Origin of the sequence: Pseudomonas lactis (genome assembly GCF_001439845.1) — a bacterium.
Lineage (GTDB): Bacteria > Pseudomonadota > Gammaproteobacteria > Pseudomonadales > Pseudomonadaceae > Aquipseudomonas > Aquipseudomonas lactis.
Genome location: NZ_JYLO01000015.1, coordinates 93236 through 119760, shown reverse-complemented (window position 1 = coordinate 119760; position 26525 = coordinate 93236). Strand labels below are relative to the sequence as shown.

Below are 26525 nucleotides of genomic sequence, written 5' to 3'. Positions count from 1 at the left end.
ACCTCAGAAGTGAATGACGGTACGAATGCTCTTGCCTTCATGCATCAGGTCAAACGCTTTGTTGATATCTTCCAGGCCCATGGTGTGGGTGATGAAGGTATCCAGCGGAATTTCGCCGGTCTGGGCCATTTCCACGTAGCTTGGCAATTCGGTACGACCGCGCACGCCACCAAACGCTGAACCACGCCAGACGCGCCCGGTGACAAGTTGGAACGGACGTGTAGCGATCTCCTGGCCAGCACCGGCCACACCGATGATCACCGATTCGCCCCAGCCTTTGTGACAGCACTCAAGAGCCGCACGCATCAGTTGCACATTGCCAATGCACTCGAAGGAAAAGTCCACGCCGCCATCAGTCAGGTCGACAATCACGTCCTGGATCGGGCGATCGTAGTCTTTCGGGTTGATGCAATCAGTGGCGCCCAGTTGCTTGGCGATTTCGAACTTGGCCGGGTTGATATCAATGGCGATGATGCGACCGGCCTTGGCCTTGACCGCGCCGATAATCGCCGACAGCCCAATGCCGCCCAGGCCGAAGACGGCCACGGTATCGCCCGGCTTGACCTTGGCGGTGTTGATCACCGCACCGATGCCGGTGGTGACACCGCAACCGAGCAGGCAGACTTTTTCCAGCGGCGCTTCTTTAGGAATCTTGGCCACGGAGATTTCCGGCAGCACGGTGTACTCGGAGAACGTCGAGGTGCCCATGTAGTGGAAAATCGGCTGGCCCTTGTAGGAGAAACGCGTGGTGCCATCCGGCATCAAGCCCTTGCCCTGAGTCGCGCGAATGGCCTGGCACAGGTTGGTCTTGCCACTCAGGCAGAACTTGCACTTGCCGCATTCCGGGGTGTACAGCGGGATCACGTGATCGCCCACAGCGACCGAGGTCACGCCCTCGCCGATGGCTTCCACCACTGCGCCGCCTTCATGGCCCAGGATCGACGGGAAAATGCCTTCCGGGTCTGCACCCGACAAGGTGTAGGCGTCGGTGTGGCACACGCCGGACGCGACCACCCGCAGCAGCACCTCGCCAGCCTTGGGCATGGCGACATCCACTTCAACAATCTCAAGGGGCTTCTTGGCTTCGAAAGCTACGGCGGCGCGGGACTTGATCATCCGGGTTTCTCCATCGGGTTAAAAACTGAGGCCGTGAGTGTAAAACATCGCCCATTGATGAATAATCCAGGCAAAAGCAAAACATTATTGCCATATAGGGACAATCAGCATGCTGGAGAACCGCTGGGAAGGCATTGACGAGTTTGTCGCGGTGGCCGAATGCAGCCAGTTCACGGCGGCGGCCGAGCGACTGGGGGTATCGTCCTCCCACGTCAGCCGGCAAGTGGCGCGTCTGGAAGAACGCCTGCAAACCCGATTGCTGTACCGCAGCACACGCAAGGTGACGCTGACCGAAGCCGGCCAGACCTTCCTGCAACACTGCCAACGTCTGCAGGACGGTCGCGAGGAAGCGCTGCGGGCGGTGGGCGACCTGACCAGCGAACCCAAGGGCATGTTGCGCATGACCTGCGCCGTGGCTTATGGCGAGCGTTTTATCGTGCCGCTGGTGACACGCTTTATGGCGCACTATCCGCAACTGCGCGTGGACATCGAGTTGACCAATCGCTCACTGGACCTGGTCCACGAAGGCCTCGACCTGGCCATCCGCCTGGGACGTTTGCAAGACTCACGCATGGTTGCCAGCCGCCTGGCACCTCGACGCATGTACCTGTGTGCGTCGCCCTCCTACCTCAAACGGTACGGTCGGCCACACAGCTTGTCGGAGTTGAGCCGGCATAACTGCCTGATTGGCAGTTCGGATATCTGGCAAATGGCCCAGGACGGGCGGGAATTTTCCCAGCGCGTGCAAGGCAATTGGCGCTGCAACAGTGGGCAAGCAGTGCTGGATGCGGCGTTGCAAGGCATGGGCTTGTGCCAGTTGCCGGATTACTACGTCCTGGAGCATCTGCACAGTGGGGCGTTGGTGTCGTTGCTGGAGGCTCATCAACCGCCGAATACTGCGGTGTGGGCGCTGTATCCGCAGCAGCGGCATTTGTCGCCGAAGGTGAGGAAGCTGGTGGATTTCTTGAAGGTGGGGCTGGCTGAGAGGCCGGAGTACAAGCATTGAATTGAGGTGGTCTGCACCGGCCTCATCGCGGCATAGGTATCTACACAACTTCGAGGCGACGCTGGACCTGTGGCGAGGGAGCTTGCTCCCGTGACGGCCTGACAGCCGAAGCTGATCTAGCTGACGCACCGCGATCCAAATGTGGGAGCTGGCTTGCCTGCGATGAAGCGGTTACCGCCGGTTAGCCCAGCGCAACTTCAACCACTCCAGATCTTCCGGCCGAGTCACCTTGATATTGTCCGAACGCCCTTCAACCAGACGCGGCGCCTGCCCGGACCACTCCATGGCCGAGGCTTCATCGGTGATCAGCGCATCGGCCACCAAGCTGTCCGCCAAGGCGCGATGCAAGGCGCCCAGTCGGAACATCTGTGGTGTGTAGGCCTGCCAGATCAGGCTGCGATCAATGGTGTCCACCACACGGCCATGCCTGTCAACACGCTTGAGGGTATCGCGCGCGGGCACTGCCAGCAGGCCGCCTACCGGATCATCGGCCAGTTCCGCCAGGAGCTTGTCGAGGTCATCACGGCTCAAATTAGGCCGCGCAGCGTCATGCACCAACACCCAGTCTTCATCACTGGCGCCCAGGGCATTGAGTTGCAGCAGCGCATTGAGAACCGAGCCGGAACGTTCCGAGCCGCCGTTGGCACGCTGGATACGCGGGTCATTGGCGCATGCCAAGCTGGGCCAATAAGGATCGTCAATTGCAAGACTGACCACCAGGCCCTTGAGGCATGGATGGTCGAGAAAACAGCCGAGGCTGTGTTCAAGAATAGTGCGCCCGCCCAGTTGCAGGTATTGCTTGGGACGGTCCGCAGCCATACGGGCACCGACGCCCGCGGCAGGAATCACGGCCCAGAAGGCCGGTAAATCGTGGCTCATTGGGCCAACTGGTAGAGGGTCTCGCCCTCCTTGACCATGCCCAGTTCATGGCGAGCCCGCTCTTCAACGGTCTCCGTGCCTTTTTTCAGCTCAAGCACTTCAGCGTCGAGGACACGGTTGCGCTCCAGCAGGCGTTCGTTTTCGGCACGCTGGTCGGCAATTTGCTGGGTCAACTCTTCCACCTGCGCAAAGCTGCCATTACCGACCCATAGGCGGTACTGCAGGCCAGCCAGCAACAAGAGCAAGACGAGGAACAACCAATTGGGACTGCGCATCGAAATCCGGGTATCCAGTGAAAAAAGACAGTCATGCAAACCTTTTGCAGCAACTGATAGCACAAAGCCTGGTAAAACCAGGCTTGCGCTTGTCAGTCAGCAGATTAGCGCCGAAATTCACACTTTCGTGAGATTTCTGACGTAATCCGCCGACTTTTTACCATTTACTGCTTAGCCGCGAAACTCGCCGCGACCGTTGTACTTGGCTTTACCTGCCAATTGCTCTTCGATGCGCAGCAATTGGTTGTACTTGGACACGCGATCGGAACGGCACAGGGAACCGGTCTTGATCTGGCCCGCCGAAGTACCCACGGCCAGGTCGGCAATGGTGGAATCTTCGGTTTCGCCGGAGCGATGGGAGATCACGGCGGTGTAGCCCGCAGCCTTGGCCATCTGGATGGCTTCCAGGGTTTCGGTCAGGGTGCCGATCTGGTTGAACTTGATCAGGATCGAGTTGGCGATCTTCTTGTCGATGCCTTCTTTCAGGATCTTGGTGTTGGTCACGAACAGGTCGTCGCCCACCAGCTGGATTTTCTCGCCGATCTTGTCGGTGAGAATTTTCCAGCCATCCCAGTCGGACTCGTCCAGGCCGTCTTCGATCGAGATGATCGGATAGCGCTGGGTCAGGCCCTTGAGGTATTCAGCAAAACCTTCGGAGTTGAACACCTGGCCTTCGCCGGACAGGTTGTACTTGCCGTCTTCATAGAATTCGCTGGCAGCGCAGTCCAGGGCCAGGGTCACGTCGGTGCCCAGCTTGTAGCCCGCGTTGGCGACGGCTTCGGAGATGACTTTGAGTGCATCTTCGTTGGAGGCCAGGTTCGGCGCGAAACCACCTTCGTCACCCACGGCAGTGCTCAGGCCACGGGCCTTCAGTACAGCCTTGAGGTGATGGAAAATCTCGGTGCCCATGCGCAGGCCTTCGGAGAAGGACTTGGCGCCAACCGGCTGCACCATGAACTCCTGGATGTCGACGTTGTTATCCGCGTGCTCGCCACCGTTGATGATGTTCATCATCGGTACCGGCATCGAGTAGACGCCCGGGGTGCCGTTCAGGTTGGCGATGTGCGCGTACAACGGCAGGTCCTGGTCCTGCGCAGCCGCCTTGGCAGCTGCCAGGGACACGGCGAGGATGGCGTTGGCGCCGAGGCTGCCTTTGTTTTCAGTGCCGTCGAGCTTGATCATCGCGTGGTCCAGGGCTTTCTGGTCCAGCGGGTCCTTGCCCAGCAACAGGTCACGAATCGGACCGTTGATGTTGGCTACAGCCTTGAGTACACCCTTGCCCAGGTAACGGCTCTTGTCGCCATCACGCAGTTCCAGCGCTTCGCGCGAACCGGTGGAAGCACCGGACGGCGCGCAGGCGCTGCCGATGATGCCGTTATCGAGAAGCACGTCGGCTTCGACGGTGGGGTTGCCACGGGAGTCGAGAACTTCACGACCTTTGATGTCGACGATTTTTGCCATTGTTGTAAACACTCCAAAGTTGACGAAAACGACGCAGCTGAAGGAAATCTTTTGACCGACCGCAAGGGTGGAACAACGGGGCAGGCTTGCAGACGACAAGGCTCAGGCCCGGGGGCCTGAGCGTAAAGCGTGGGAAATTCTACCGGAGAAATGCCAGTTACGCGGTCTCTACCGTCGGAAAACTCTTGACCAGCTCGTCCAACTGCTTGAGCTGGGCCAGGAATGGCTCCAGCTTGTCCAGGCGCAGGGCGCACGGGCCATCACATTTGGCGTTGTCCGGATCTGGGTGAGCTTCAAGGAACAGGCCCGCCAGCGACTGGCTCATGCCCGCCTTGGCCAGGTCCGTCACCTGGGCACGTCGCCCGCCAGCGGAGTCCGAACGACCACCGGGCATTTGCAGCGCGTGGGTGACGTCGAAGAAAACGGGGTATTCGAACTGTTTCATGATGCCGAAACCGAGCATGTCCACCACGAGGTTGTTGTAGCCGAAGCTTGAACCCCGCTCGCAGAGGATCAACTGGTCGTTACCCGCTTCCACGCACTTGCTCAGGATGTGTTTCATCTCCTGGGGCGCAAGGAACTGGGCTTTCTTGATATTGATCACAGCGCCGGTCTTGGCCATGGCGACCACGAGGTCGGTCTGGCGCGACAAAAAGGCCGGCAACTGGATGATGTCGCACACCTCGGCGACCACGGCAGCCTGCTCAGGCTCGTGGACGTCGGTGATGATCGGCACGCCGAAGGCTTGCTTGATGTCCTGGAAGATCCGCATGCCTTCTTCAAGGCCCGGGCCGCGATAGGAGGTGACGGACGAACGGTTGGCCTTGTCGAAGCTGGCCTTGAAGACGTAAGGGATACCCAGTTTCTGGGTGACCCGAACGTACTCCTCACACACCTGCATCGCCATGTCGCGGCTTTCCAGCACGTTCATGCCGCCGAACAGCACCATGGGCTTGTCGTTGGCAATCTCGATGTCGCCTACGCGAATGATCTTCTGGGCCATCTGGTTTACGCCTTCTTCTGGTGTTGCGTCAGTGCTGCTTTGACGAAACCACTGAACAACGGGTGACCGTCGCGCGGCGTCGAGGTGAACTCCGGGTGGAACTGGCAGGCCACGAACCACGGATGATCCGGTGCCTCGACCACCTCAACCAGCTTGCCATCACCGGAGCGACCGGAGATTTTCAGGCCAGCTTCTTTGATCTGCGGCAGCAGGTTGTTGTTCACTTCGTAGCGGTGACGGTGACGCTCGACGATCACGTCCTTGCCATAGCAGTCGTGTACCAGCGAGCCGGCCTCCAGCAGGCAATCCTGAGCACCCAGGCGCATGGTGCCGCCCAGGTCGGACGTTTCGGTACGGGTTTCAACGGCGCCGGTGGCGTCTTCCCACTCGGTGATCAGGCCCACGACCGGGTGGCCGCTGGAGTGATCGAACTCGGTGGAGTTGGCGTCTTTCCAGCCCAGCACGTTACGGGCGAACTCGATAACGGCCACTTGCATGCCCAGGCAGATACCCAGGTACGGCACCTTGTTTTCACGGGCGTACTGCACGGCAGTGATCTTGCCTTCCACGCCACGCAGGCCGAAACCGCCGGGAACGAGGATCGCGTCAACACCTTCGAGCAGCGCAGTGCCCTGGTTCTCGATGTCTTCGGAGTCGATGTAGCGCAGGTTGACCTTGGTACGGTTGCTGATACCGGCGTGGCTCATGGCTTCGATCAGCGACTTGTACGCGTCCAGCAGCTCCATGTACTTACCGACCATGGCGATGGTGACTTCATGCTCAGGGTTGAGCTTGGCGTCGACAACCGCTTCCCACTCGGACAGGTCGGCACCGCCGCACTGCAGGCCGAAACGCTCGACCACAAAATCATCCAGCCCCTGCGAATGCAGGATGCCCGGGATCTTGTAGATGGTATCGGCGTCTTCCAGGGCAATTACCGCACGTTCTTCAACGTTGGTGAACTGCGCGATCTTGCGGCGCGAGGAAATGTCGATCGGGTGATCGGAGCGGCATACCAGCACATCCGGCTGCAGGCCGATGGAACGCAGTTCCTTGACCGAGTGCTGGGTAGGCTTGGTTTTGGTTTCGCCGGCAGTGGCGATGTAGGGCACCAGTGTCAGGTGCATCAGCATCGCGCGCTTGGCGCCAACTTCGAAACGCAACTGGCGGATGGCTTCGAGGAACGGTTGGGACTCGATGTCACCCACGGTGCCACCGATCTCGACCATCGCCACGTCGGCATCGCCTGCACCCTTGATGATGCGGCGCTTGATTTCGTCGGTGATGTGCGGGATCACCTGGATGGTTGCACCCAGGTAATCACCACGGCGCTCTTTGCGCAGCACGTGCTCGTAGACACGGCCGGTGGTGAAGTTGTTGTTCTGGGTCATGGTCGTGCGGATGAACCGCTCGTAGTGGCCCAGGTCCAGGTCGGTCTCGGCGCCGTCGTGGGTGACGAACACTTCACCGTGCTGGAACGGGCTCATGGTGCCCGGGTCAACGTTGATGTACGGGTCCAGCTTGAGCATGGTGACCTTAAGTCCCCGCGCCTCCAGGATGGCCGCCAATGAAGCGGAGGCAATGCCTTTCCCCAATGAAGAAACAACACCGCCCGTGACGAATATGTAGCGCGTCATGAAAAACCCTAGAAGTCTGCGTTAAAGCGGTCCGAGCCGCCGGGGAAAGCGAAGGAAGGCCGAAGCCCCCGATCACCTGCATTAATCACAGTGCACCTTTCAAAAAAACCGCCGCGTTGTGACAGACCAGCAATGAAACACCGGTACGTTGATCGCTACACATTTTTTGGAATCGCCCAGCAAAGACTGCTTGGTAATCGGCAACGACTGCGATTCAGGCGAATCCACAGAAGTTGTATCAAGAAGGGAGCGTAGTCTACCGGAAAGGCGCTATCAGCTCAAACCTTGATCGCAGCTCTGTGGCAACCAATCCAATTGCACCTCACCCACCGACCGGGCCCATGCCCCCGCAACGCTTGGCACAGCCAGCAATTGCTCGCCCCGATAGACCAGCGGCAATCTGCCACGGACGAAGCCCGGCATGCCGCTTTCATTCAGCAGACGCTTGAGATCACGCCGGCCTCGGCCCGGTACGTCGATGATTTCGCCACCCTGGCGATATCGGATCACTAGCGGGCCTTCGGGAGCCTCGCCAATAAACTTCAGTTGGCCATTGCCCGTTAACTCTAGTGGATTTTGCGGATCGGGCCAGCTCACCGATGCGTCGGAAAACTCCGACCAAGTTGAAGGTAACCACCAGATGCGTTCACCGCTACGCTGCATTTGGCCGTCGGCCAGGCGCCACAGAGGCTGTGCGTCCCCCTTGGCATCGCGCAGGGCATGCCAACCAGCCCAGTGGTCGCTGTCCGGTAAACCGGTCAGTGGTATCAGCCAATGCCGCAGGGCGTTACGCTGGCGGGCATCGGATAGTTCACGCAATGGCTCAAGCGCCAGAGACGGCAGCGGCAACCAGGGAAACGTAGAAGGCTGATCGGCGCGCTGCAGGTCCATCAGCGCCAACTCGTCGAGCAGCCCTTGCGCCTCAGCCATGTGTTCAGCCGTGCGAGCCAGGTGGGTGATCGCCTGGGGCCAGCGTTCCGTCAGGGTTGGGAATACGCGGTGACGCAGGTAATTGCGGGAAAACCGTGGATCAGCGTTGGAGGGATCTTCGATCCACTGCAACTGATGCTGATGGGCGTAGGCTTCCAGCTCGCTACGAGAGAATGCCAGCAACGGCCGCACCAAGTGGCCCTGCGCTAAGGGGCGATGCTCAGGCATAGACGCCAACCCTCGCACGCCGGCGCCACGCAGCAGGCGAAACAGCAGGGTTTCGGCTTGATCGTCGCGATGCTGGCCAGTGAAAAGCACCTCCCCTGCCTCCATGACTTGCATGAACGCTTGGTAGCGCGCCTCGCGGGCCGCGCGTTCAAGGCTCGCACCGGGACTGACCTGCACGCGCATGACGCGCAAAGGTACGCCCAGGGCGTCGCAGACCGATTGGCAATGAGCAGGCCATGCATCGGCAGCAGCTTGCAGACCATGGTGGACATGAACGGCGCTGACAGGAGGCAGGTTTTCGATTTTGGCCAGTGAGGCCAGGAGGTGCAGCAGGACGGTGGAGTCGAGACCACCGGAGAACGCGATATGCCAGGCCGGCGCGTTGCGCCAGGGGGCCAGGGTGTGCAGGAGTGTGGCCGGCAGGGTTGGTTTCATCACACGTCACCGCCGCAAAGCTTGAATACGTTCGTCAGCATACACAAAGCAAATGTGGGAGCCGGGCTTGCCCGCGATGCAGGCACCTCGGTGTATCAGTGATACCAAGGTGATGCTATCGCAGGCAAGCCAGCTCCCACACAAGCCGGCTCCCACACAAGCCGGCTACTACATTGGGTACAGCGTCGGCTTAGAGGCCGTAGCTCATCAGGCGCTCATAACGACGAGCCAGCAGCGCTTCGTTATCCAGCTTCTTGAGCATCGCCAGTTGCGAACCCAACTCGGCACGGATGGTCGCAGCGGCGGCAGCCGGGTCACGGTGGGCGCCGCCCAGTGGCTCGGCGATAACCTTGTCGACGATACCCAGGCCTTTGAGGCGATCGGCGGTGATGCCCATGGCTTCGGCAGCGTCCGGCGCCTTTTCGGCGGTTTTCCACAGGATCGAGGCACAACCTTCCGGCGAGATCACTGCGTAGGTCGAGTACTGCAACATGTTCAGTTGGTCGCAGACACCAATGGCCAGCGCACCGCCAGAACCACCTTCACCGATCACGGTGGCGATGATCGGGGTTTTCAGGCGGGCCATGACGCGCAGGTTCCAGGCAATCGCTTCGCTCTGGTTGCGCTCTTCGGCGTCGATACCCGGGTAGGCACCTGGCGTGTCGATGAAGGTCAGGATCGGCATCTTGAAGCGCTCGGCCATTTCCATCAGGCGGCACGCCTTGCGGTAGCCTTCCGGGCGCGGCATGCCGAAGTTGCGGCGTACTTTTTCGCGCACTTCACGGCCTTTCTGGTGACCGATCACCATCACCGGCTGGTCGTCCAGGCGAGCGATGCCGCCCACAATGGCCGCGTCGTCGGAGAAGTGACGGTCGCCGTGCAACTCATCGAACTCGGTGAAGATGTGCTCGATGTAGTCTAGGGTGTAAGGACGGCGCGGGTGGCGAGCCAGGCGCGCGATCTGCCAGCTGGTCAGCTTGCCGAAGATGTCTTCGGTGAGCGTGCTGCTCTTGTCTTGCAGGCGAGCGATCTCATCGCCGATATTCAGCGAATTGTCATTGCCGACCAGGCGCAGCTCTTCGATCTTGGCTTGCAGGTCAGCGATCGGCTGTTCGAAATCAAGAAAATTCGGGTTCATAAGCGTCCGTCTTGGGTCGACGGCCAAGGGGTGCCTGGCCAGCCGGTTGTCTATTCGCGCCCTACCTTAAGGGAGAGGCGCGTTTAGGTCGAGATTAAATGTTTAGTCGAGATCAGACTCATCTGACCGTCAACGGTATTGGAGGAAGACGTTGTCTCGCCCGAACTGGTCACGCAAAGCTTGAATCAAGCCATCAGCGGGATCAATTCGCCACGTCTCGCCAAACTGCAACATGGCCTTGGCATCGCTGCCCGTGTATTCCATGGTCACCGGGCATGCGCCACGGTGGCGTTTGAGCAAGTCCCCCAACCAGCGTAGCTGATCGCCTTTAAGCGCTTCGGTCTTGACCTTCAGGCGCAGGCTCTCGGCCAGATTGGTACGGGCATCTTCCATGCTCATCACCCGCTTGATACGCAGGCGCAGGCCACCGGAGAAGTCGTCATTGCTGACCTCCCCTTCCACCACCACCATGGCGTCGGTCTGCAGCAGCGACTGCGCGGAGTGGAACGCGTCGGCAAACAATGACGCTTCGATGCGGCCCGAGCGATCATCAAGGGTGATGAAGCCCATCTTGTCGCCCTTCTTATTTTTCATCACCCGCAGGGCGATGATCATGCCGGCGACGGTCTGGGTATCCCGCGCCGGTTTCAGGTCGATGATGCGCTGACGGGCGAAACGGCGGATTTCGCCTTCGTACTCGTCAATCGGGTGACCGGTAAGGTACAGGCCCAAGGTGTCTTTCTCACCTTTCAGGCGTTCCTTGAGCGTCAGCTCCTTGGCCTTGCGATGGTTGGCGTAGACATCGGCATCTTCTTCGACGAACAGCCCGCCAAACAGGTCGGCGTGGCCGCTGTCATGGGTACGGGCAGTCTGTTCGGCAGCCTTGATCGCCTCTTCCATGGCGGTCAGCAGCACCGCACGGTTGCGGTCGATATTGGCCTGGTAAGCCTTCGGCTCATCATGGAAGTACGGGCCAAGACGGTCGAGTGCGCCGCTGCGGATCAGGCCATCGAGGGTACGCTTGTTGATGCGCTTGAGGTCCACCCGCGCACAGAAATCGAACAGGTCTTTGAACGGCCCGTCCTGACGCGCCTCGGTAATGGCCTCCACCGGGCCTTCGCCCACGCCCTTGATCGCGCCGAGACCATAGATGATGCGGCCTTCGTCGTTCACCGTGAACTTGAACTCCGAAGCGTTCACGTCCGGCGCATCGAGGCGCAGCTTCATGGTGCGCACTTCCTCGATCAAGGTCACGACCTTGTCGGTGTTGTGCATATCCGCCGAGAGTACCGCCGCCATGAACGGCGCCGGGTAATGGGCTTTCAGCCAGGCGGTCTGGTACGACACCAGGCCGTAGGCGGCGGAGTGGGATTTGTTGAAGCCATAACCGGCGAATTTTTCTACCAGGTCGAAGATGTTACCGGCCAGGTCGGCATCGATATTGTTAGTCGCGCAGCCTTCAATGAAACCGCCACGCTGCTTGGCCATTTCCTCGGGCTTTTTCTTACCCATGGCGCGGCGCAGCATGTCCGCACCGCCGAGGGTGTAGCCGGCCATCACCTGGGCGATCTGCATCACCTGTTCCTGGTACAGGATGATGCCGTAGGTCGGCGCCAGTACGGGCTTGAGGCCCTCGTACTGGTAGTCGGAGTGCGGGTAAGCCAGCTCGGCCCGGCCGTGTTTACGGTTGATGAAGTCATCCACCATGCCCGATTGCAGCGGGCCCGGACGGAACAGGGCCACCAGTGCGATCAAGTCTTCCAGGCAGTCGGGCTTGAGCTTTTTGATCAGCTCTTTCATGCCCCGGGATTCAAGCTGGAACACCGCGGTAGTTTCGGCTTTTTGCAGCAGGCTGTAGGTCGGTTTGTCGTCCAGCGGGATAAACGCGATATCCAGCGGTTCTTCGCCGACCTTGGCACGGTCGCGGTTGATGGTCTTGAGCGCCCAGTCGATGATCGTCAGGGTCCGCAGGCCGAGGAAGTCGAACTTCACCAGGCCGGCCGCCTCCACGTCGTCCTTGTCGAACTGGGTGACCAGGCCGTCGCCTTCTTCATCGCAATAGATCGGCGAAAAGTCGGTGAGCTTGGTCGGCGCGATAACCACACCGCCGGCGTGTTTACCGACGTTACGCACCACACCTTCGAGCTTACGCGCCATGTCCCAGATTTCAGCGGCTTCTTCATCGACCTTGATAAAGTCGCGCAGGATTTCTTCCTGCTCGTAGGCTTTTTCCAGGGTCATGCCGACTTCGAACGGGATCATCTTCGACAGGCGGTCGGCCAAACCGTAGGACTTGCCCTGCACCCGCGCTACGTCGCGGATTACCGCTTTAGCCGCCATGGAACCGAAGGTGATGATCTGACTTACCGCGTTGCGGCCATATTTTTCGGCCACGTACTCAATCACGCGGTCACGGCCATCCATGCAGAAGTCGACGTCGAAGTCGGGCATGGAAACCCGTTCCGGGTTCAGGAACCGTTCGAACAGCAGGTCATATTCCAGCGGGTCAAGGTCGGTGATCTTCTGTACATAGGCCACCAGCGAGCCAGCACCTGACCCCCGGCCCGGACCTACCGGTACGCCGTTGTTTTTGGCCCACTGGATAAAGTCCATCACGATCAGGAAGTAACCAGGAAATCCCATCTGGATGATGATATCCAGCTCGAAATTCAACCGGTCGACATACACCTGGCGCTTGGCTTCGTAGTCTTCGGTGGTGTCCTTGGGCAGCAGGACGCTGAGGCGTTCTTCCAGGCCATCGAACGACACTTTGCGAAAGTATTCGTCGATGGTCATGCCATCGGGAATCGGGAAGTTGGGCAGGAAGTGCTTGCCCAGCTTTACTTCAATGTTGCAGCGCTTGGCGATCTCGACGGAGTTCTCAAGGGCCTCGGGCAAATCGCTGAACAGCTCCGCCATTTCATCGGCGCTTTTGAGGTACTGCTCTTCGCTGTAGTTCTTCGAGCGACGCGGGTCATCCAGGGCCCGGCCCTCGCCGATGCACACGCGGGTTTCGTGGGCTTCGAAATCTTCTTTCTTGATAAAGCGCACATCGTTGGTCGCCACCAGCGGCGCACCCAGCTTATCGGCCAGGGCTACAGCGGCGTGCAAATGCTCTTCATCGTTGGGGCGATTGGTGCGCTGCACTTCCAGGTAGAAACGGCCCGGGAATACCTGCATCCACTCGCGCGCCAGCACCTCGGCTTCCTGGGGGTTGCCGCCCAGCAGCGCGATACCGATTTCACCCTCTTTGGCCGCCGAGAGCATGATCAGGCCTTCGCTGGCTTCGGCCACCCACTCGCGCTCGATGATGATCGAGCCGTTGCGCTGGCCATCGATAAAGCCACGGGAAATCAGTTCGGTGAGGTTGCGGTAACCCACGCCGTTCATCGCCAGCAGGCTGATGCGGCTCAGGGGGTTATCCGGGTCTTTGTTGGACAGCCACAGATCGGCGCCGCAGATCGGCTTGATGCCGGCGCCCATGGCGTTCTTGTAGAACTTGACCAGGGAACACATGTTGTTCTGGTCGGTAACCGCGACCGCAGGCATGTTCATGCCCACCAGGGTTTTGACCAGCGGTTTGATCCGTACCAGGCCGTCGACCAGGGAGTACTCAGTGTGCAGGCGCAGATGAACGAATGAAGCCGGCATAGTGATCCTGTCTTGATACATGAAAACAACAAGGCCCGGATTGTACCGGGCCTGGGTAAAAACATCAGCCTTGCTGCTAAACCTCGATCAGACTTTCACGGGCCTCATAAGCCTGCCGTACCGGGGCAAACGAGCGGCGATGGATCGGGGTGGGGCCGAGCCGAGCCAGGGCTTCCAGATGAACGGGCGTCGGGTAGCCTTTATGGCCACCAATGCCGTAGCCGGGGTAGATCAATTCGAACGCGGCCATCTCACGGTCACGGCTGACCTTGGCCAGGATCGAGGCAGCGGCAATGGCGGGAACCTTGCTATCGCCCTTGACCACCGCTTCGGACGGCATCGTCAGCTTGGGGCAGCGGTTGCCGTCGATCATCGCCATTTTCGGGGTGATGTGCAGCCCTTCCACAGCGCGCTGCATCGCCAGCATGGTGGCGTGCAGGATATTCAGCTCGTCGATCTCTTCGACTTCAGCCCGGGCGATATGCCAGCTCAGGGCTTTTTCACAGATCTCGTCATAGAGCTTTTCACGACGGGCTTCGGTGAGCTTCTTCGAATCGTTGAGCCCCAGGATCGGGCGGTTCGGATCAAGGATCACCGCCGCCGTGACCACTGCGCCACACAACGGGCCGCGCCCTACTTCGTCAACACCTGCCACCAACTCGTGGGCTTGGGCGACGAGGCTGAAATCCAGGCCCATTTGCGTGGTCATAAGGCTTCCTGTTTATGGCCGATCAAGGTCAGCACGGCATCGGCCGCCTGGTTCGAGGCATCACGGCGCAACGTGCGGTGGATGTCGTCGAAACCACGGGTCTGCTCTTCGCCGCCGTCAATCAAGGGTAGTAGGGTTTTTGCAAGCGCTTCGGGCGTTGCATCGTCCTGCAACAACTCCGGCACCAGCAGGCGCTGGGCCAGCAGGTTGGGCAAGGAAATGTAAGGGCTCTTGACCATGCGCTTGAGGATCCAGAAGGTCAGTGGCGCCAGGCGATAGGCGACGACCATCGGGCGCTTGTACAGCAAGGCCTCAAGCGTGGCGGTGCCCGAGGCGATCAACACCGCATCGCAGGCTGCCAGGGCCAGGTGGGACTGGCCATCGAGCAGGGTCAACGGCAGGTTGCGACCTTCCAGCAGCGTTTCGATCTGCGCACGGCGTTGTGGGCTGGCGCAAGGCAGCACAAAGCGGATTCCCGGCTTTTGCGCCTGGAGACGTTCGGCGGCATCAAAAAACAGCGCTCCCAAACGTCCTACCTCGCCGCCACGGCTCCCTGGCATCAACGCAACCAAGGGGCCATCGGGCAAGCCCAGCTCGGCACGTGCAGCCGTACGATCAGCTTGCAAGGGAATGGCGTCAGCCAGGGTGTGGCCGACAAAGCGCACCGGCACGCCCTTCTCTTCGTAGAACCGGGCTTCGAATGGCAGCAAGGTCAACATCAGGTCGCAGCCTTCGCGGATTTTCAACACGCGCTTCTGGCGCCACGCCCACACGGATGGGCTGACGTAGTGCACGGTCTTGATCCCGGCCTGGCGCAACTTGAGTTCGATATTGAGCGTGAAATCCGGCGCATCGATGCCGATAAAGACGTCAGGCTTTTCTTCGATCAGCGTCTTGATCAGCAGCTTGCGGCGAGCCAGCAGCTCACGCAGGCGCCCCAAGACTTCCACCAGCCCCATGACTGACAGGCGCTCCATGGGGAAGTAGGAGGTCAGGCCTTCGGCCTGCATCAACGGGCCACCGACGCCGATAAATTCCACCGCCGGATGCTGGGCCTTGAGCGCCCGCATCAAGCCAGCACCCAGGATATCGCCGGAAGCTTCACCGGCCACGAGCGCAATACGCAAAGTGGCCATGATCAGCGGGTGATGCCGCGAGTCGAGGTCTGGATAGAGTCACGGAACACCGCGACTTCCGGGAACTGCGTAGCCGGCTCGGCCAGTTCGGTCAGGGCCTGTTCGACGGTCAACCCTTGGCGGTAAACCGTCTTGTAGGCACGGCGCAAGGCGTGGATGGCCTCTTCACTGAAACCGCGACGACGCATGCCTTCAAAATTCATGCTACGGGCTTCGGCAGGGTTGCCGAATACCGTCACGAACGCCGGGACATCCTTGCCGATGGCGGTGCCCATGCCGGAAAAGCTGTGGGCGCCGATATGGCAATACTGATGCACCAGGGTAAAACCGGAGAGGATCGCCCAGTCATCAACGTGCACATGGCCTGCCAACGCAGTGTTGTTGACCAGGATGCAATGGTTGCCGATCACACTGTCATGGCCGATGTGCGCATAGGCCATGACCAGGTTGTGATCACCCAAGGTGGTTTCAGCGCGATCCTGCACGGTGCCGCGGTGAATGGTGACGCCTTCACGAATGATGTTGTGGTCACCGATGACCAGGCGTGTTTCTTCACCCTTGTACTTCATGTCCGGGGTGTCTTCGCCTACCGAGGAGAACTGGTAGATACGATTGTGTTTGCCAATACGGGTCGGACCTTTAAGGATCACGTGTGGCCCGATGACAGTCCCCTCGCCGATTTCCACACCTGCGCCGACGATCGACCAAGGGCCGACCTCAACGTCGGCGGCCAGTACGGCCGACGGATCGATGATTGCGCGAGGGTCAATCAAACTCATAGTTTGCGTTCCGCACAGATGATCTCGGCAGAGCACACCGGCTTGCCATCTACCGAGGCCTGGCATTCGAACTTCCAGATCTGGCGTTTGCAACTGATGAACTTGGCTTCCAGGATCAACTGGTCACCCGGGGTGACCGGGTTGCGAAAACGCAGCTTGTCCGAACCCACGAAATAGTAAAGCGTGCCGTCGGCAGGCTTGAGGTCGAGCATTTTGAAACCAAGGATACCGGCAGCCTGGGCCATGGCTTCGATGATCAACACACCTGGCATGATTGGATGCGCAGGAAAGTGACCGTTGAAGAATGGTTCGTTGATGCTGACATTCTTGTAGGCACGAATGCGCTTTTCCTCGACGTTGAGGTCCACTACGCGATCCACCAGCAGGAACGGGTAACGGTGAGGCAGGTATTCGCGAATCTCGTTGATGTCCATCATTTCGGGGGGAAGCCTGTAATAAAGATTGGGGGCGGGCGCACCAGGCGCACGCCCCGCTAGCAAATCAAGGAGGCCGTCTAGCGGCTGTGCACACTTGATATGGAAATGGTATCAGCCTTCTGATGAAGCATTACCGCCGGGGGTCACGTCCCCGACACGCTTTTCAAGCTGTTTGATACGTCGTGCCATGTCGTCGATCTTCCTCAAACGCGCGGCACTCTTGCGCCATTCGGCCGCAGGTTGCATCGCGGTACCGGACGAATAGGCCCCTGGCTCTGTTATCGAGTGGGTCACCATGGTCATGCCGGTGATGAAGACGTTGTCGCAAATATCGATATGCCCCACCAGCCCTACGCCACCGGCGAGCATGCAATGCTTGCCGATCTTGGTGCTGCCGGAAATACCCACGCAGGCGGCCATGGCGGTGTGATCGCCAATCTGCACGTTGTGGGCGATCTGGATCTGGTTATCGAGCTTTACACCGTTACCGATCACGGTATCGGCCAGGGCCCCGCGATCCACAGCAGTGTTCACGCCGATCTCCACATCGTCGCCGATCAATACGCCACCGACCTGGGCGATCTTGTGCCAGACACCTTTGGAGTTGGCAAAGCCAAAGCCTTCGCCGCCGATAACAGCACCGGACTGAATGACCACACGCTGGCCAATACGCACATCGTGGTAGAGGGTCACGCGGGGGGCCAGCCAACCATCGGCACCAATTTCACAGCGTGCACCGATAAAGCAGTGGGCACCCACGGTGACACCAGCACCAATACGCGCCCCACTCTCGATCACGGCAAACGCACCGATGCTGGCGGCAGGGTCAACCTGGGCATCATCGGCGATCACGGCAGACGGGTGAATACCGCCGGCCGCCTTCGGCTTGGGATCGAACAGGTGCGACGCCTTGGCGTACGACAGGTACGGGTCGGCCACCACCAGCGCATCCCCGATAAACCCTTCGGCGTCAGCGGCCTTCAGCAACACGGCTGCGGCCTGGCAGTCGACCAGGTATTTACGGTATTGAGGATTTGCGAGGAAGCTCAACTGAGCTGGGCCAGCCTCCTGCAAGGTGGCTAGCCCAGTGATTTCTTTCTCCTTGGAGCCACGCAAGGTGGCCCCCAGGAACTCGGCCAACTCGCCGAGTTTGATAGTCGCTGTCATGGTTTACTTCAGCTGGTTCATGCGCTCGATCACCTGGCGGGTGATGTCGTATTGAGGCTTGACGTCGATCACGGCGCCACGCTCGAACACTAGGTCAAAGGCACCCTTCTTGATGACTTCTTCCACAGCGCTGTCCAATTTAGGCTTGAGCTGCTTGAGCATTTCGCGGTCGGCCACAGCCTTGGCTTCGTTCAGCTCCTTGGATTGGAACTGGTAGTCACGGGCCTTTTGCTTGAATTCAAGCTCCAGACGCTCGCGCTCGCCTTGCTGCATCTTGTCGCCACCGGCTACCAGGCGGTCCTGGATGCCTTTGGCGCTGCTTTCCAGTGTCTTGAGCTTGGTCAGTTGCGGACCGAACTTCTTCTCGGCATCCACGGCGTATCGCTTGGCCGCATCGGATTCCAGCAGGGCCATCTGATAGTTCAGAACGGCGATTTTCATTTCGGCGAAGGCCGGGGTGGTGACCAGCACAGTGGCCAGCAAGACCAATTGAGTCAACTTACGCACGATGTACTCCTACAGAATCCGTTGTCGTTATCTTAGGTCAGACGCTTAGAACGTCTGGCCGAGGGAGAATTGGAAAATCTGGGTTTCAGCGTTATCCGGTTTCTTGATCGGCATGGCCAGAGCAAAGCTCAACGGGCCCAGCGCAGTCACCCAGGTCACACCCACGCCCACGGAGCTTGCCAGGTTGCTGAGGCTCACGTCGTTGCATTGAGTATTGGACTTCAAGCCACTTGGGTTCTTGATCTGTTCGCACTTGGAGTCGAACACGTTACCCACGTCCCAGAAGACCGAAGTACGCAGGGAACGCTGGTCCTTGACGAACGGCAGCGGGAACAGAATCTCCGCACCACCCTGGATCAGCACGTTACCACCGAATGGCAGCGGGTCGTTGTCCGAGTCAGCGACAGTGCCCTGGTTACCAGTGCGATCAACACCACGGCTCGGCGTACCACGCGGACCCAAGGTGCTGTCCTTGAAGCCACGCACCGAGTTGAAACCACCTGCATAATAGTTTTCATAGAACGGCAAGCCATCGGTCGAACCATAACCGTCGCCATAGCCCAGCTCTGTGTGCAGGCGCATGGTGTAGTTATCGCTCAACGGCTGGAACAACTGACCGCGGTAGTCGAGCTTGAAGAACGACAGGTCGCTGCCCGGCGTGGTGACTTCCGCAGTCAGGCTCTGGGAGTGGCCGCGGGTTGCCAGTACACCTTTGTTCAGGGTCGACTCGGACCAGCCGGCAGACGCCTTGAAGTTCAGGAACTTGTCGCCTTCACGACGGGTGAAGTCGAAGATTTCGTCCACGGTGTACACACCGGTCTTGATCTCATCCTGCTGGGCGGTGAGGCCGAAGGTCAGGCGCGAGGTCTCGCTGATCGGGTAACCCACGTTGACACCGGCACCCAGGCTGTCGATCGCATAGCTTGCAACGTCAACATCGAGGTCTTTGTAGTCAGTGGTGCGGTAGAAGGCGTTGTAGCCCAGGCTCACACCGTCTGCAGTCCAGTAGGGGTCGGTGTAGCCGAAGTTGTATCGGCTTTGGTATTCGCTGCGGGTCAGGCCGATGGACACACGGTTACCGGTACCCAGGAAGTTGTTCTGCGTGATGGAACCACCCAGGATCAAACCGGCGCTCTGGGCGAAACCGACGCTGGCGGTGATCGAGCCCGAGGCTTGTTCTTCAACGGCGTAGTTCACGTCAACCTGGTCATCCACACCCGGTACGGCCGGGGTTTCGACGTTGACTTCCTTGAAGAAGCCCAGGCGCTCAAGACGGGTCTTGGATTGGTCGATCAGGTAGGTCGAAGCCCAGCCACCTTCCATCTGACGCATTTCACGACGCAGCACTTCGTCCGCAGACTTGGTGTTGCCACGGAAGTTGATGCGGTTGACGTAGGCACGCTTGCCCGGATCGACGACGAAGGTGATGTCCACGGTGTGGTCTTCATCATTCGGGGTCGGCACGCCGTTGACGTTGGCGAAGGTATAGCCTTCGTTACCCAGGCGACGGGTGATCAGTTCGGAGGTGGTGGTCATCAGCTTGCGCGAGAACACCTGGTCCTTCTGCACCAGCAACAGGGACTTGACCTGGTCTTCAGGCACTTTCAGGTCGCCGCTGAGCTTGACGTCACGAACCTTGTACTTCTCGCCTTCGTTGACGTTGACGGTGATGTAGACGTGCTTCTTGTCCGGGGTGATGGACACCTGGGTCGAAGCGATGTCCATGTTGATGTAGCCACGGTCCAGGTAGTAGGAGCGCAGGCGTTCCAGGTCACCGGAGAGTTTTTCACGGGCGTACTTGTCATCGTTCTTGAAGAACGACAACCAGTTGGTGGTCTTGAGTTCGAACAGGTCGACCAGGTCTTCATCAGGGAACTTGGTGTTGCCCACGACGTTGATGTGCTGGATGGCGGCCACGGTGCCTTCGTTGATGTTGACCTTCAGGCCCACACGGTTACGAGGCTGGGGGATCACTTCGGTTTCCACGGTCGCGGAGTAGCGGCCCTGGGCAACGTACTGGCGTTGCAGCTCGTTACGCACACCCTCAAGGGTCGCGCGCTGGAAGATCTCGCCCTCGGCCAGGCCCGATTGCTTCAGGCCCTTCATCAAGTCTTCAGTGGAGATGGCCTTGTTACCTTCGATCGCGATACTGGCGACGGAAGGTCGCTCGACGACCGTGATGACCAGGACGTTGCCTTCGCGACCCAGTTGGATATCTTGAAAGAACCCGGTTTTGAACAGCGCACGAGTGGATTCCACCAGGCGACGATCATCCGCCTGTTCCCCGACGTTCAACGGCAAGGCACCAAAGACGCTACCCGCGGAAACCCGCTGGAGGCCGTTGACGCGAATATCGGAGATGGTGAAGGACTCGGCGTGAACTTCGGCGATCATCAATACGGTGAGAACCGCAGTTAGCAGCAGACGTTTCATGAAGTCCTTTCTTATTCCAACTGGCAATAAACAAACTGCCGCAAAATGCGGCAGATTCGCAATTCAGCGAAGCGTTACAGACGTCCCAGATCGTTGACCAGGGCTAACAACATCACCCCGACCACCAAACTGATACCGATCTGTATCCCCCAACCCTGCACCCGATCCGACAAGGGGCGACCACGCACCCACTCGACCAGATAAAACAGCAGATGCCCCCCATCCAATACTGGAATGGGCAGCAAATTCAGAACCCCAAGGCTAATACTCAGATAAGCCAGGAAATTCAGGAAATCCGCGACACCCGACTGGGCAGAAGCGCCCGCCACTTTAGCAATGGTTATCGGTCCACTCAAGTTTTTTACCGAGAGCTCACCGAACAACATTTTCTTGAGGGATTCGAGGGTCAGCACGCTCATGGTCCAGGTGCGTTTCGCACCCTCGCCAATCGCGGCCAAAGGCCCGTAGCTGACCTCTCGCACCATCGATGGCGGCCATTCGACACCCTTGACCCCTGCACCCAGGTAACCCCCGGCTGCCTTGGCTTCGCTTCGCACCGACAAGGTCACGGGGACGTCGATTTGAGCACCGTCGCGCTCAACTTTCAGCACAATTTTGGTATCAGGGCGCACACGCACCAGGTCGACCACCTGCTGCCAGTCACCCAGCGCCTGGCCATCGAGGGCCAGCAAGCGATCACCGGTTTTCAGGCCAGCAGCCTGGGCCGGGCCTTTCGGGTCGAGCTCGGCCAGCACCGGCGGCAAGGCCGGACGCCAAGGGCGGATCCCCAGGGATTTGATCGGATCGGGCTCATCAGCGCCCTTGAGCCAATGGTCCAGCGCCAATGCCCGCGGGGTTTCGGCGCTGGAATCCTGGTCGCGCACCACCACATTGACGGTGCCGCTCTCGCCCAGGCGACGCACCAACTGCAAGTTGACCGCGCCCCAGCCCGTAGTGGGTTCGCCATCAATGGATACAATTTCCTGCCCAGCCGTCAGGCCAGCCTTGGCCGCGATGCTGTCCGCTTCGACCGCGCCAATGACCGGGCGCACCTGCTGGCTGCCCAGCATGGCCAAGACCCAGAAGAACACCATCGCCAACAAAAAGTTGGCAATCGGCCCCGCCGCAACAATCGCAATACGCTGACGAACGGTCTTGCGATTGAAGGATTGGTCCAACTGGTCTGCAGGCACTTCGCCTTCGCGCTCATCGAGCATCTTGACGTAGCCGCCCAACGGGATAGCAGCAATGACAAACTCAGTGCCGCGGCGGTCATGCCAGCGCAACAACGGCATGCCGAAACCGACGGAAAAGCGCAATACCTTGACGCCGCAACGACGCGCGACCCAGAAGTGGCCGAATTCGTGGAAGGTCACCAACACACCCAGAGCAACCAGGGTGCCGACAATCATGTAGAGCGCACTCATCTAATTTCTCCGCATCTCAATCCAATGCCTGAAGACTCAAACCTTAACGCGCATTGCGTTCCAACCATTGCCCAGCCAGGGCTCGGGCCTTGGTGTCGGCTTCAAACACCGCCTCCAAGTCATTCACCGCCACCACTGGCTCAAGCGCCAGGACGTCCTCGATGATACTCGCGATCTGCGGAAAGCGGATGCGCCGTTCAAGAAACGCGGCTACGGCCACCTCATTGGCCGCGTTAAGCATGGCCGGGGCACTGTTACCCGCCTCGGCCGCTTGCCGCGCCAGGCGCAAACACGGGAAACGCTGCTCGTCCGGGGCTTCGAAGTCCAGGCGCGCGATTGCAAACAAGTCCAACGGCGCCACGCCCGAATCAATGCGCTCCGGCCAGGCCAAGGCATTGGCGATCGGTGTGCGCATGTCCGGATTACCCAACTGCGCCAACACCGAACCATCCACGTAATCGACCAGGGAATGGATCACACTTTGTGGGTGAATCACCACCTCAACCTGGTCAGGCCGCGCATCGAACAACCAGCATGCCTCGATCAATTCCAGGCCTTTGTTCATCATGCTCGCCGAATCCACGGAGATTTTGCGCCCCATGGACCAGTTCGGGTGAGCACACGCCTGATCGGGTGACACATGCTCAAGCTCGGCCGACGGAGTCTGGCGGAATGGCCCGCCAGATGCCGTCAGCAGAATCCGGCGCACGCCGACCTGACTCAAGCCGCGGGCAAAATCACCGGGCATGCACTGGAAGATGGCGTTGTGCTCGCTGTCCAGAGGCAGCAACACCGCGCCGCTCTTGCGCACCGCTTGCATAAAGAGAGCACCGGACATGACCAAGGCTTCTTTATTGGCCAGCAGGATTTTCTTGCCAGCATCGACCGCCGCCAAGGTCGGGCGCAAACCTGCTGCACCGACAATCGCCGCCACCACGGTATCCACGTCAGCATCGGCCGAGACCTGGCACAACCCTGCCTCGCCGACCAATACCTGAGTGGCCAGCCCGGCAGCGCGCAGATCATCCTGCAGACGGCGAGCGGCAGCCACCTCTGGCACCACGGCAAAGCGCGGCGAGTGTCGCACGCACAAGGCCAGCAGCTCGCGCAAACGCGTGAAGCCGGTCAGGGCGAAAACCCGATAGCGATCGGGGTGACGCGCAATGACGTCCAGGGTACTAAGCCCGACCGAGCCGGTCGCGCCCAGCACCGTAACCTGCTGCAGGCGGCTCACGAAGCGATCATCCACAACAGCACGGCAAAAATCGGTAGCGCAGCGGTGAGGCTGTCGATACGGTCAAGCACACCGCCATGACCTGGCAGCAGGTTACTGCTGTCCTTGATGCCAGCCTGGCGCTTGAACATGCTCTCGGTAAGGTCGCCCACCACCGAGATGAACACGACGATAGCCGTACCCAACAAGGCCAGGAGCACTTCCTTTACCGACCAGTCACGCACCACACCGACCACCAGGCTGATCAGCAGCGTCAAAGCCAGGCCGCCGTATACGCCTTCCCAGCTCTTGCCTGGGCTGACGGCCGGGGCCAGCTTGCGCTTGCCAAAGGCTCGACCCGAGAAGTAGGCACCAATGTCAGCGCCCCATACCAACACCATCACCGCCAGGATCAACTCGTTGCCAAGAGGGTAACGCTTGATCTCCACCAACCCTTGCCAGGCCGGCAACAGGATCGCCAGGCCAATCACCAGCTTGCAGGCCACGCTGGACCATTGGCCACTGGTGCGCGGATAGGTGAGCACCAGGAAAGTCGCCAGCGCCCACCACAACACGGCAGCCCCCAGCACCCAGGGCGCGATGTCCGGCAGGATGTACATGAAGAACAACAACAGCGCGACCACAGCGGCGTAGACCACACGCGGCAATTGGTTGACGAAGCCTGCCAGGCGCGCCCACTCCCAGGCCCCAAGGGTCACGACCAGGCCGATGAACAGCGCAAAGCCGGAACCGTCGAGCAGGAAAAAACCGCACAAGGCAATCGGCAGCAGGATCAGCGCCGTGATGATTCGTTGTTTAAGCATTTAAACCCGGGCTCCAGCTTCGATCTGCTCGCTCGTTTTACCGAAGCGACGCTGACGGGAAGCGAAATCGGCCAGTGCATTACGCATGGCATCGTGTTTGAAGTCCGGCCAGAACAGGTCGGAGAAGTACAGTTCGGTGTAGGCCAACTGCCACAGCAGGAAATTGCTGATGCGATGCTCGCCACCGGTACGAATACACAAGTCCGGCAACGGCAGGTCGCCGGTCACCAGGCAGGTTTGTAACAGTTCGGGCGTGATGTCGTCCGGGCGCAGATGACCGGCCTGCACTTCGCGGGCAAGCCGCTGCGCAGCCTGGGCGATATCCCACTGGCCGCCGTAGTTGGCTGCGATCTGCAACACAAAACGGTTACTGCCGGCAGTGATGGCCTCGGCTTCGCGCATGGCCGTTTGCAGTTCCGGATGAAACCGCGAGCGATCACCAATGATGCGCAGACTGATGTTGTTGTCATTGAGGCGCTTGGCCTCACGACGCAGGGCCTTGAAGAACAGGTCCATCAAGGCACTGACCTCATCGGCGGGCCGCTGCCAGTTCTCACTGGAGAAGGCGAACAAGGTCAGCACTTCGACCTTGGCCTCGGCGCACACCTCAATCACCGCCCTTACCGCGTCAACACCCGCTTTATGCCCGGCAACACCCGGCATAAAGCGTTTTTTCGCCCAGCGATTATTCCCATCCATGATGATCGCGACATGGCGCGGCACCACGGAGGGCACAGTCTGCTTGGTCTTTTCCATGAAGGCGTCCTGACCCCTTATACGGCCATCAGGTCCTTTTCTTTTTCTTCGGTCGCCTTGGTGATCTGGGCTTCGGCGTCCTTGGTCAGCTTGTCGATATCAGCGACGGCACGGCGCTCTTCGTCTTCGCTGATTTCCTTGTCCTTGACCAGCTTCTTCAGGTCGCCCAACGCATCGCGGCGGATATTACGCACGGCAACGCGCGCATCTTCAGCGGCACTGCGCGCCTGCTTGGTGAAGCCCTTGCGGGTTTCTTCGGTCAGCGCAGGCATGGAGATCAGCAGCAACTCGCCCAGGTTGGTCGGGTTGAGGTTCAGGCCAGCACTCTGGATAGCTTTGTCGACGGCAGCGAGCATGTTGCGCTCAAAAGCCACAACTTGCAGGGTACGCGAATCCTTCACGGTCACGTTGGCCACACCGCTCAGCGGGGTGTCAGAACCGTAGTAAGGCACCATCACGCTGCCCAGGATGCTTGGGTGCGCCTTGCCAGTACGGATCTGGCCAAAGGCGTGGCTCAAGGATTCCAGGGATTTCTGCATACGCGCCTGGGCGTCTTTCTTGATTTCGTTGATCATTGTTGGCCTTCCTCGATCAGAGTCCCTTCTGCGCCGCCGTGTACGATATTCAGCAGGGCGCCGGGCTTGTTCATGTTAAATACGCGCAGCGGCATCTTGTGGTCGCGGCACAGGCAGATAGCGGTCAGGTCCATGACACCCAGCTTGCGATCCAGAACTTCATCGTAGGTCAGATGATCGAACTTCTCGGCATGCGGGTCTTTGAATGGGTCTGCAGTGTATACGCCATCCACCTTGGTCGCCTTCAGCACCACGTCAGCATCGATTTCGATAGCACGCAGGCATGCGGCCGAGTCAGTGGTGAAGAACGGGTTACCGGTGCCGGCGGCAAAGATCACCACTTCCTTGGAGTTCAGGTGGCGCATGGCTTTGCGGCGATCATAGTGATCGGTCACGCCAACCATGGAAATAGCCGACATCACGATGGCCGAGATGTTGGCGCGCTCCAGGGCGTCGCGCATGGCCAGGGCGTTCATCACAGTGGCCAGCATGCCCATGTGGTCGCCGGTAACCCGGTCCATACCGGCAGCACTGAGTGCCGCACCGCGGAACAGGTTGCCACCACCAATCACCAGGCCGACCTGCACGCCGATACCGACCAATTGGCCGACTTCCAGCGCCATGCGGTCAAGCACCTTGGGGTCGATCCCGAACTCTTCCGAGCCCATCAGGGCCTCGCCGCTGAGCTTGAGTAGAATGCGTTTATAGCGAGCCTGATAACCACTGCCCTGCTGAGCCATTGCGAATCTCTCCTGCGGCGTATTTTTTAAAAATTCTTGGCGAGCCGTTTTACGGCTTGCGTT

The 26525-nt window shown here is 59.7% G+C and carries 23 protein-coding genes; 1 reads left to right on the top strand and 22 read right to left on the bottom strand.

The window, feature by feature from the left end:
• Positions 1–3: 3 nt before the first annotated feature.
• Positions 4–1116: an S-(hydroxymethyl)glutathione dehydrogenase/class III alcohol dehydrogenase gene (locus TX24_RS24770; protein ID WP_003189203.1), complete on the bottom strand. Its 1113-nt coding sequence runs from the start codon at positions 1114–1116 to the stop codon at positions 4–6.
• 109 nt (positions 1117–1225) lie between these two features.
• Between TX24_RS24770 and TX24_RS24765 the strand changes: the two genes are divergently transcribed.
• A complete protein-coding gene (locus tag TX24_RS24765) occupies positions 1226–2122 on the top strand; it encodes a LysR substrate-binding domain-containing protein (RefSeq protein ID WP_003189201.1) in 897 nt (298 codons plus the stop codon).
• A 171-nt stretch (positions 2123–2293) separates the two neighbouring features.
• Here TX24_RS24765 and ispD read toward each other — a convergent pair whose 3' ends face one another.
• The 21 genes from ispD to pyrH form a co-directional block, all read right to left on the bottom strand.
• Entirely contained in the window at positions 2294–3001 is a 708-nt protein-coding gene (ispD, locus tag TX24_RS24760; protein WP_057711520.1) for a 2-C-methyl-D-erythritol 4-phosphate cytidylyltransferase, read from the bottom strand.
• Complete coding sequence (gene ftsB / locus TX24_RS24755; protein WP_003189195.1) at positions 2998–3276, bottom strand: cell division protein FtsB; 279 nt, start codon at positions 3274–3276, stop codon at positions 2998–3000. Before ftsB ends, ispD begins: the two co-directional genes overlap by 4 nt.
• Positions 3277–3447: 171 nt before the next feature.
• A complete protein-coding gene (gene eno / locus TX24_RS24750; RefSeq protein ID WP_003189193.1) occupies positions 3448–4737 on the bottom strand; it encodes a phosphopyruvate hydratase in 1290 nt (429 codons plus the stop codon).
• Between the two features lie 157 nt (positions 4738–4894).
• Entirely contained in the window at positions 4895–5740 is an 846-nt protein-coding gene (gene kdsA, locus TX24_RS24745) for a 3-deoxy-8-phosphooctulonate synthase (protein ID WP_003189190.1), read from the bottom strand.
• A 5-nt stretch (positions 5741–5745) separates the two neighbouring features.
• A complete protein-coding gene (locus tag TX24_RS24740) occupies positions 5746–7377 on the bottom strand; it encodes a CTP synthase (RefSeq protein WP_003189189.1) in 1632 nt (543 codons plus the stop codon).
• 273 nt (positions 7378–7650) lie between these two features.
• Positions 7651–8970, bottom strand: coding sequence for a tRNA lysidine(34) synthetase TilS (tilS, locus tag TX24_RS24735; RefSeq protein WP_003189184.1), 1320 nt, complete (start codon positions 8968–8970; stop codon positions 7651–7653).
• A 190-nt stretch (positions 8971–9160) separates the two neighbouring features.
• Complete coding sequence (locus tag TX24_RS24730; protein ID WP_003189182.1) at positions 9161–10108, bottom strand: acetyl-CoA carboxylase carboxyltransferase subunit alpha; 948 nt, start codon at positions 10106–10108, stop codon at positions 9161–9163.
• A 129-nt stretch (positions 10109–10237) separates the two neighbouring features.
• The gene (dnaE, locus tag TX24_RS24725; RefSeq protein WP_032893179.1) at positions 10238–13759 is read right to left on the bottom strand and encodes a DNA polymerase III subunit alpha; all 3522 of its coding nucleotides are present in this window, start codon (positions 13757–13759) and stop codon (positions 10238–10240) included.
• Positions 13760–13835: 76 nt separating this feature from the next.
• On the bottom strand, positions 13836–14468 hold the full coding sequence (gene rnhB / locus TX24_RS24720) for a ribonuclease HII (protein WP_032900444.1): 633 nt from the start codon (positions 14466–14468) through the stop codon (positions 13836–13838).
• Positions 14465–15604, bottom strand: coding sequence for a lipid-A-disaccharide synthase (gene lpxB, locus TX24_RS24715; RefSeq protein WP_003189177.1), 1140 nt, complete (start codon positions 15602–15604; stop codon positions 14465–14467). The genes rnhB and lpxB overlap by 4 nt, the downstream gene beginning before the upstream one ends.
• 2 nt (positions 15605–15606) lie before the next feature.
• Positions 15607–16383, bottom strand: a complete 777-nt coding sequence (lpxA, locus tag TX24_RS24710; RefSeq protein WP_003189175.1) for an acyl-ACP--UDP-N-acetylglucosamine O-acyltransferase — start codon at positions 16381–16383, stop codon at positions 15607–15609.
• Entirely contained in the window at positions 16380–16820 is a 441-nt protein-coding gene (gene fabZ / locus TX24_RS24705) for a 3-hydroxyacyl-ACP dehydratase FabZ (RefSeq protein ID WP_003172281.1), read from the bottom strand. The genes lpxA and fabZ overlap by 4 nt, the downstream gene beginning before the upstream one ends.
• A 111-nt stretch (positions 16821–16931) precedes the next feature.
• On the bottom strand, positions 16932–17987 hold the full coding sequence (lpxD, locus tag TX24_RS24700) for a UDP-3-O-(3-hydroxymyristoyl)glucosamine N-acyltransferase (RefSeq protein ID WP_034134917.1): 1056 nt from the start codon (positions 17985–17987) through the stop codon (positions 16932–16934).
• Between the two features lie 3 nt (positions 17988–17990).
• Positions 17991–18494 (bottom strand): OmpH/Skp family outer membrane protein, encoded by a 504-nt coding sequence (locus TX24_RS24695; protein WP_003189173.1) that lies wholly within the window; start codon positions 18492–18494, stop codon positions 17991–17993.
• A gap of 45 nt (positions 18495–18539) precedes the next feature.
• The gene (bamA, locus tag TX24_RS24690; protein ID WP_014717234.1) at positions 18540–20927 is read right to left on the bottom strand and encodes an outer membrane protein assembly factor BamA; all 2388 of its coding nucleotides are present in this window, start codon (positions 20925–20927) and stop codon (positions 18540–18542) included.
• Between the two features lie 74 nt (positions 20928–21001).
• Positions 21002–22354 (bottom strand): sigma E protease regulator RseP, encoded by a 1353-nt coding sequence (rseP, locus tag TX24_RS24685; protein WP_032893184.1) that lies wholly within the window; start codon positions 22352–22354, stop codon positions 21002–21004.
• 43 nt (positions 22355–22397) lie between these two features.
• Complete coding sequence (gene ispC, locus TX24_RS24680; RefSeq protein ID WP_003189169.1) at positions 22398–23588, bottom strand: 1-deoxy-D-xylulose-5-phosphate reductoisomerase; 1191 nt, start codon at positions 23586–23588, stop codon at positions 22398–22400.
• Positions 23585–24391, bottom strand: a complete 807-nt coding sequence (locus tag TX24_RS24675) for a phosphatidate cytidylyltransferase (protein ID WP_034134915.1) — start codon at positions 24389–24391, stop codon at positions 23585–23587. The genes ispC and TX24_RS24675 overlap by 4 nt, the downstream gene beginning before the upstream one ends.
• Positions 24392–25147, bottom strand: a complete 756-nt coding sequence (gene uppS / locus TX24_RS24670; RefSeq protein WP_003189167.1) for a polyprenyl diphosphate synthase — start codon at positions 25145–25147, stop codon at positions 24392–24394.
• 17 nt (positions 25148–25164) lie between these two features.
• Positions 25165–25722: a ribosome recycling factor gene (gene frr, locus TX24_RS24665; RefSeq protein WP_003189163.1), complete on the bottom strand. Its 558-nt coding sequence runs from the start codon at positions 25720–25722 to the stop codon at positions 25165–25167.
• Positions 25719–26462, bottom strand: coding sequence for a UMP kinase (pyrH, locus tag TX24_RS24660; protein WP_003189161.1), 744 nt, complete (start codon positions 26460–26462; stop codon positions 25719–25721). Before pyrH ends, frr begins: the two co-directional genes overlap by 4 nt.
• Positions 26463–26525 lie beyond the last annotated feature (63 nt).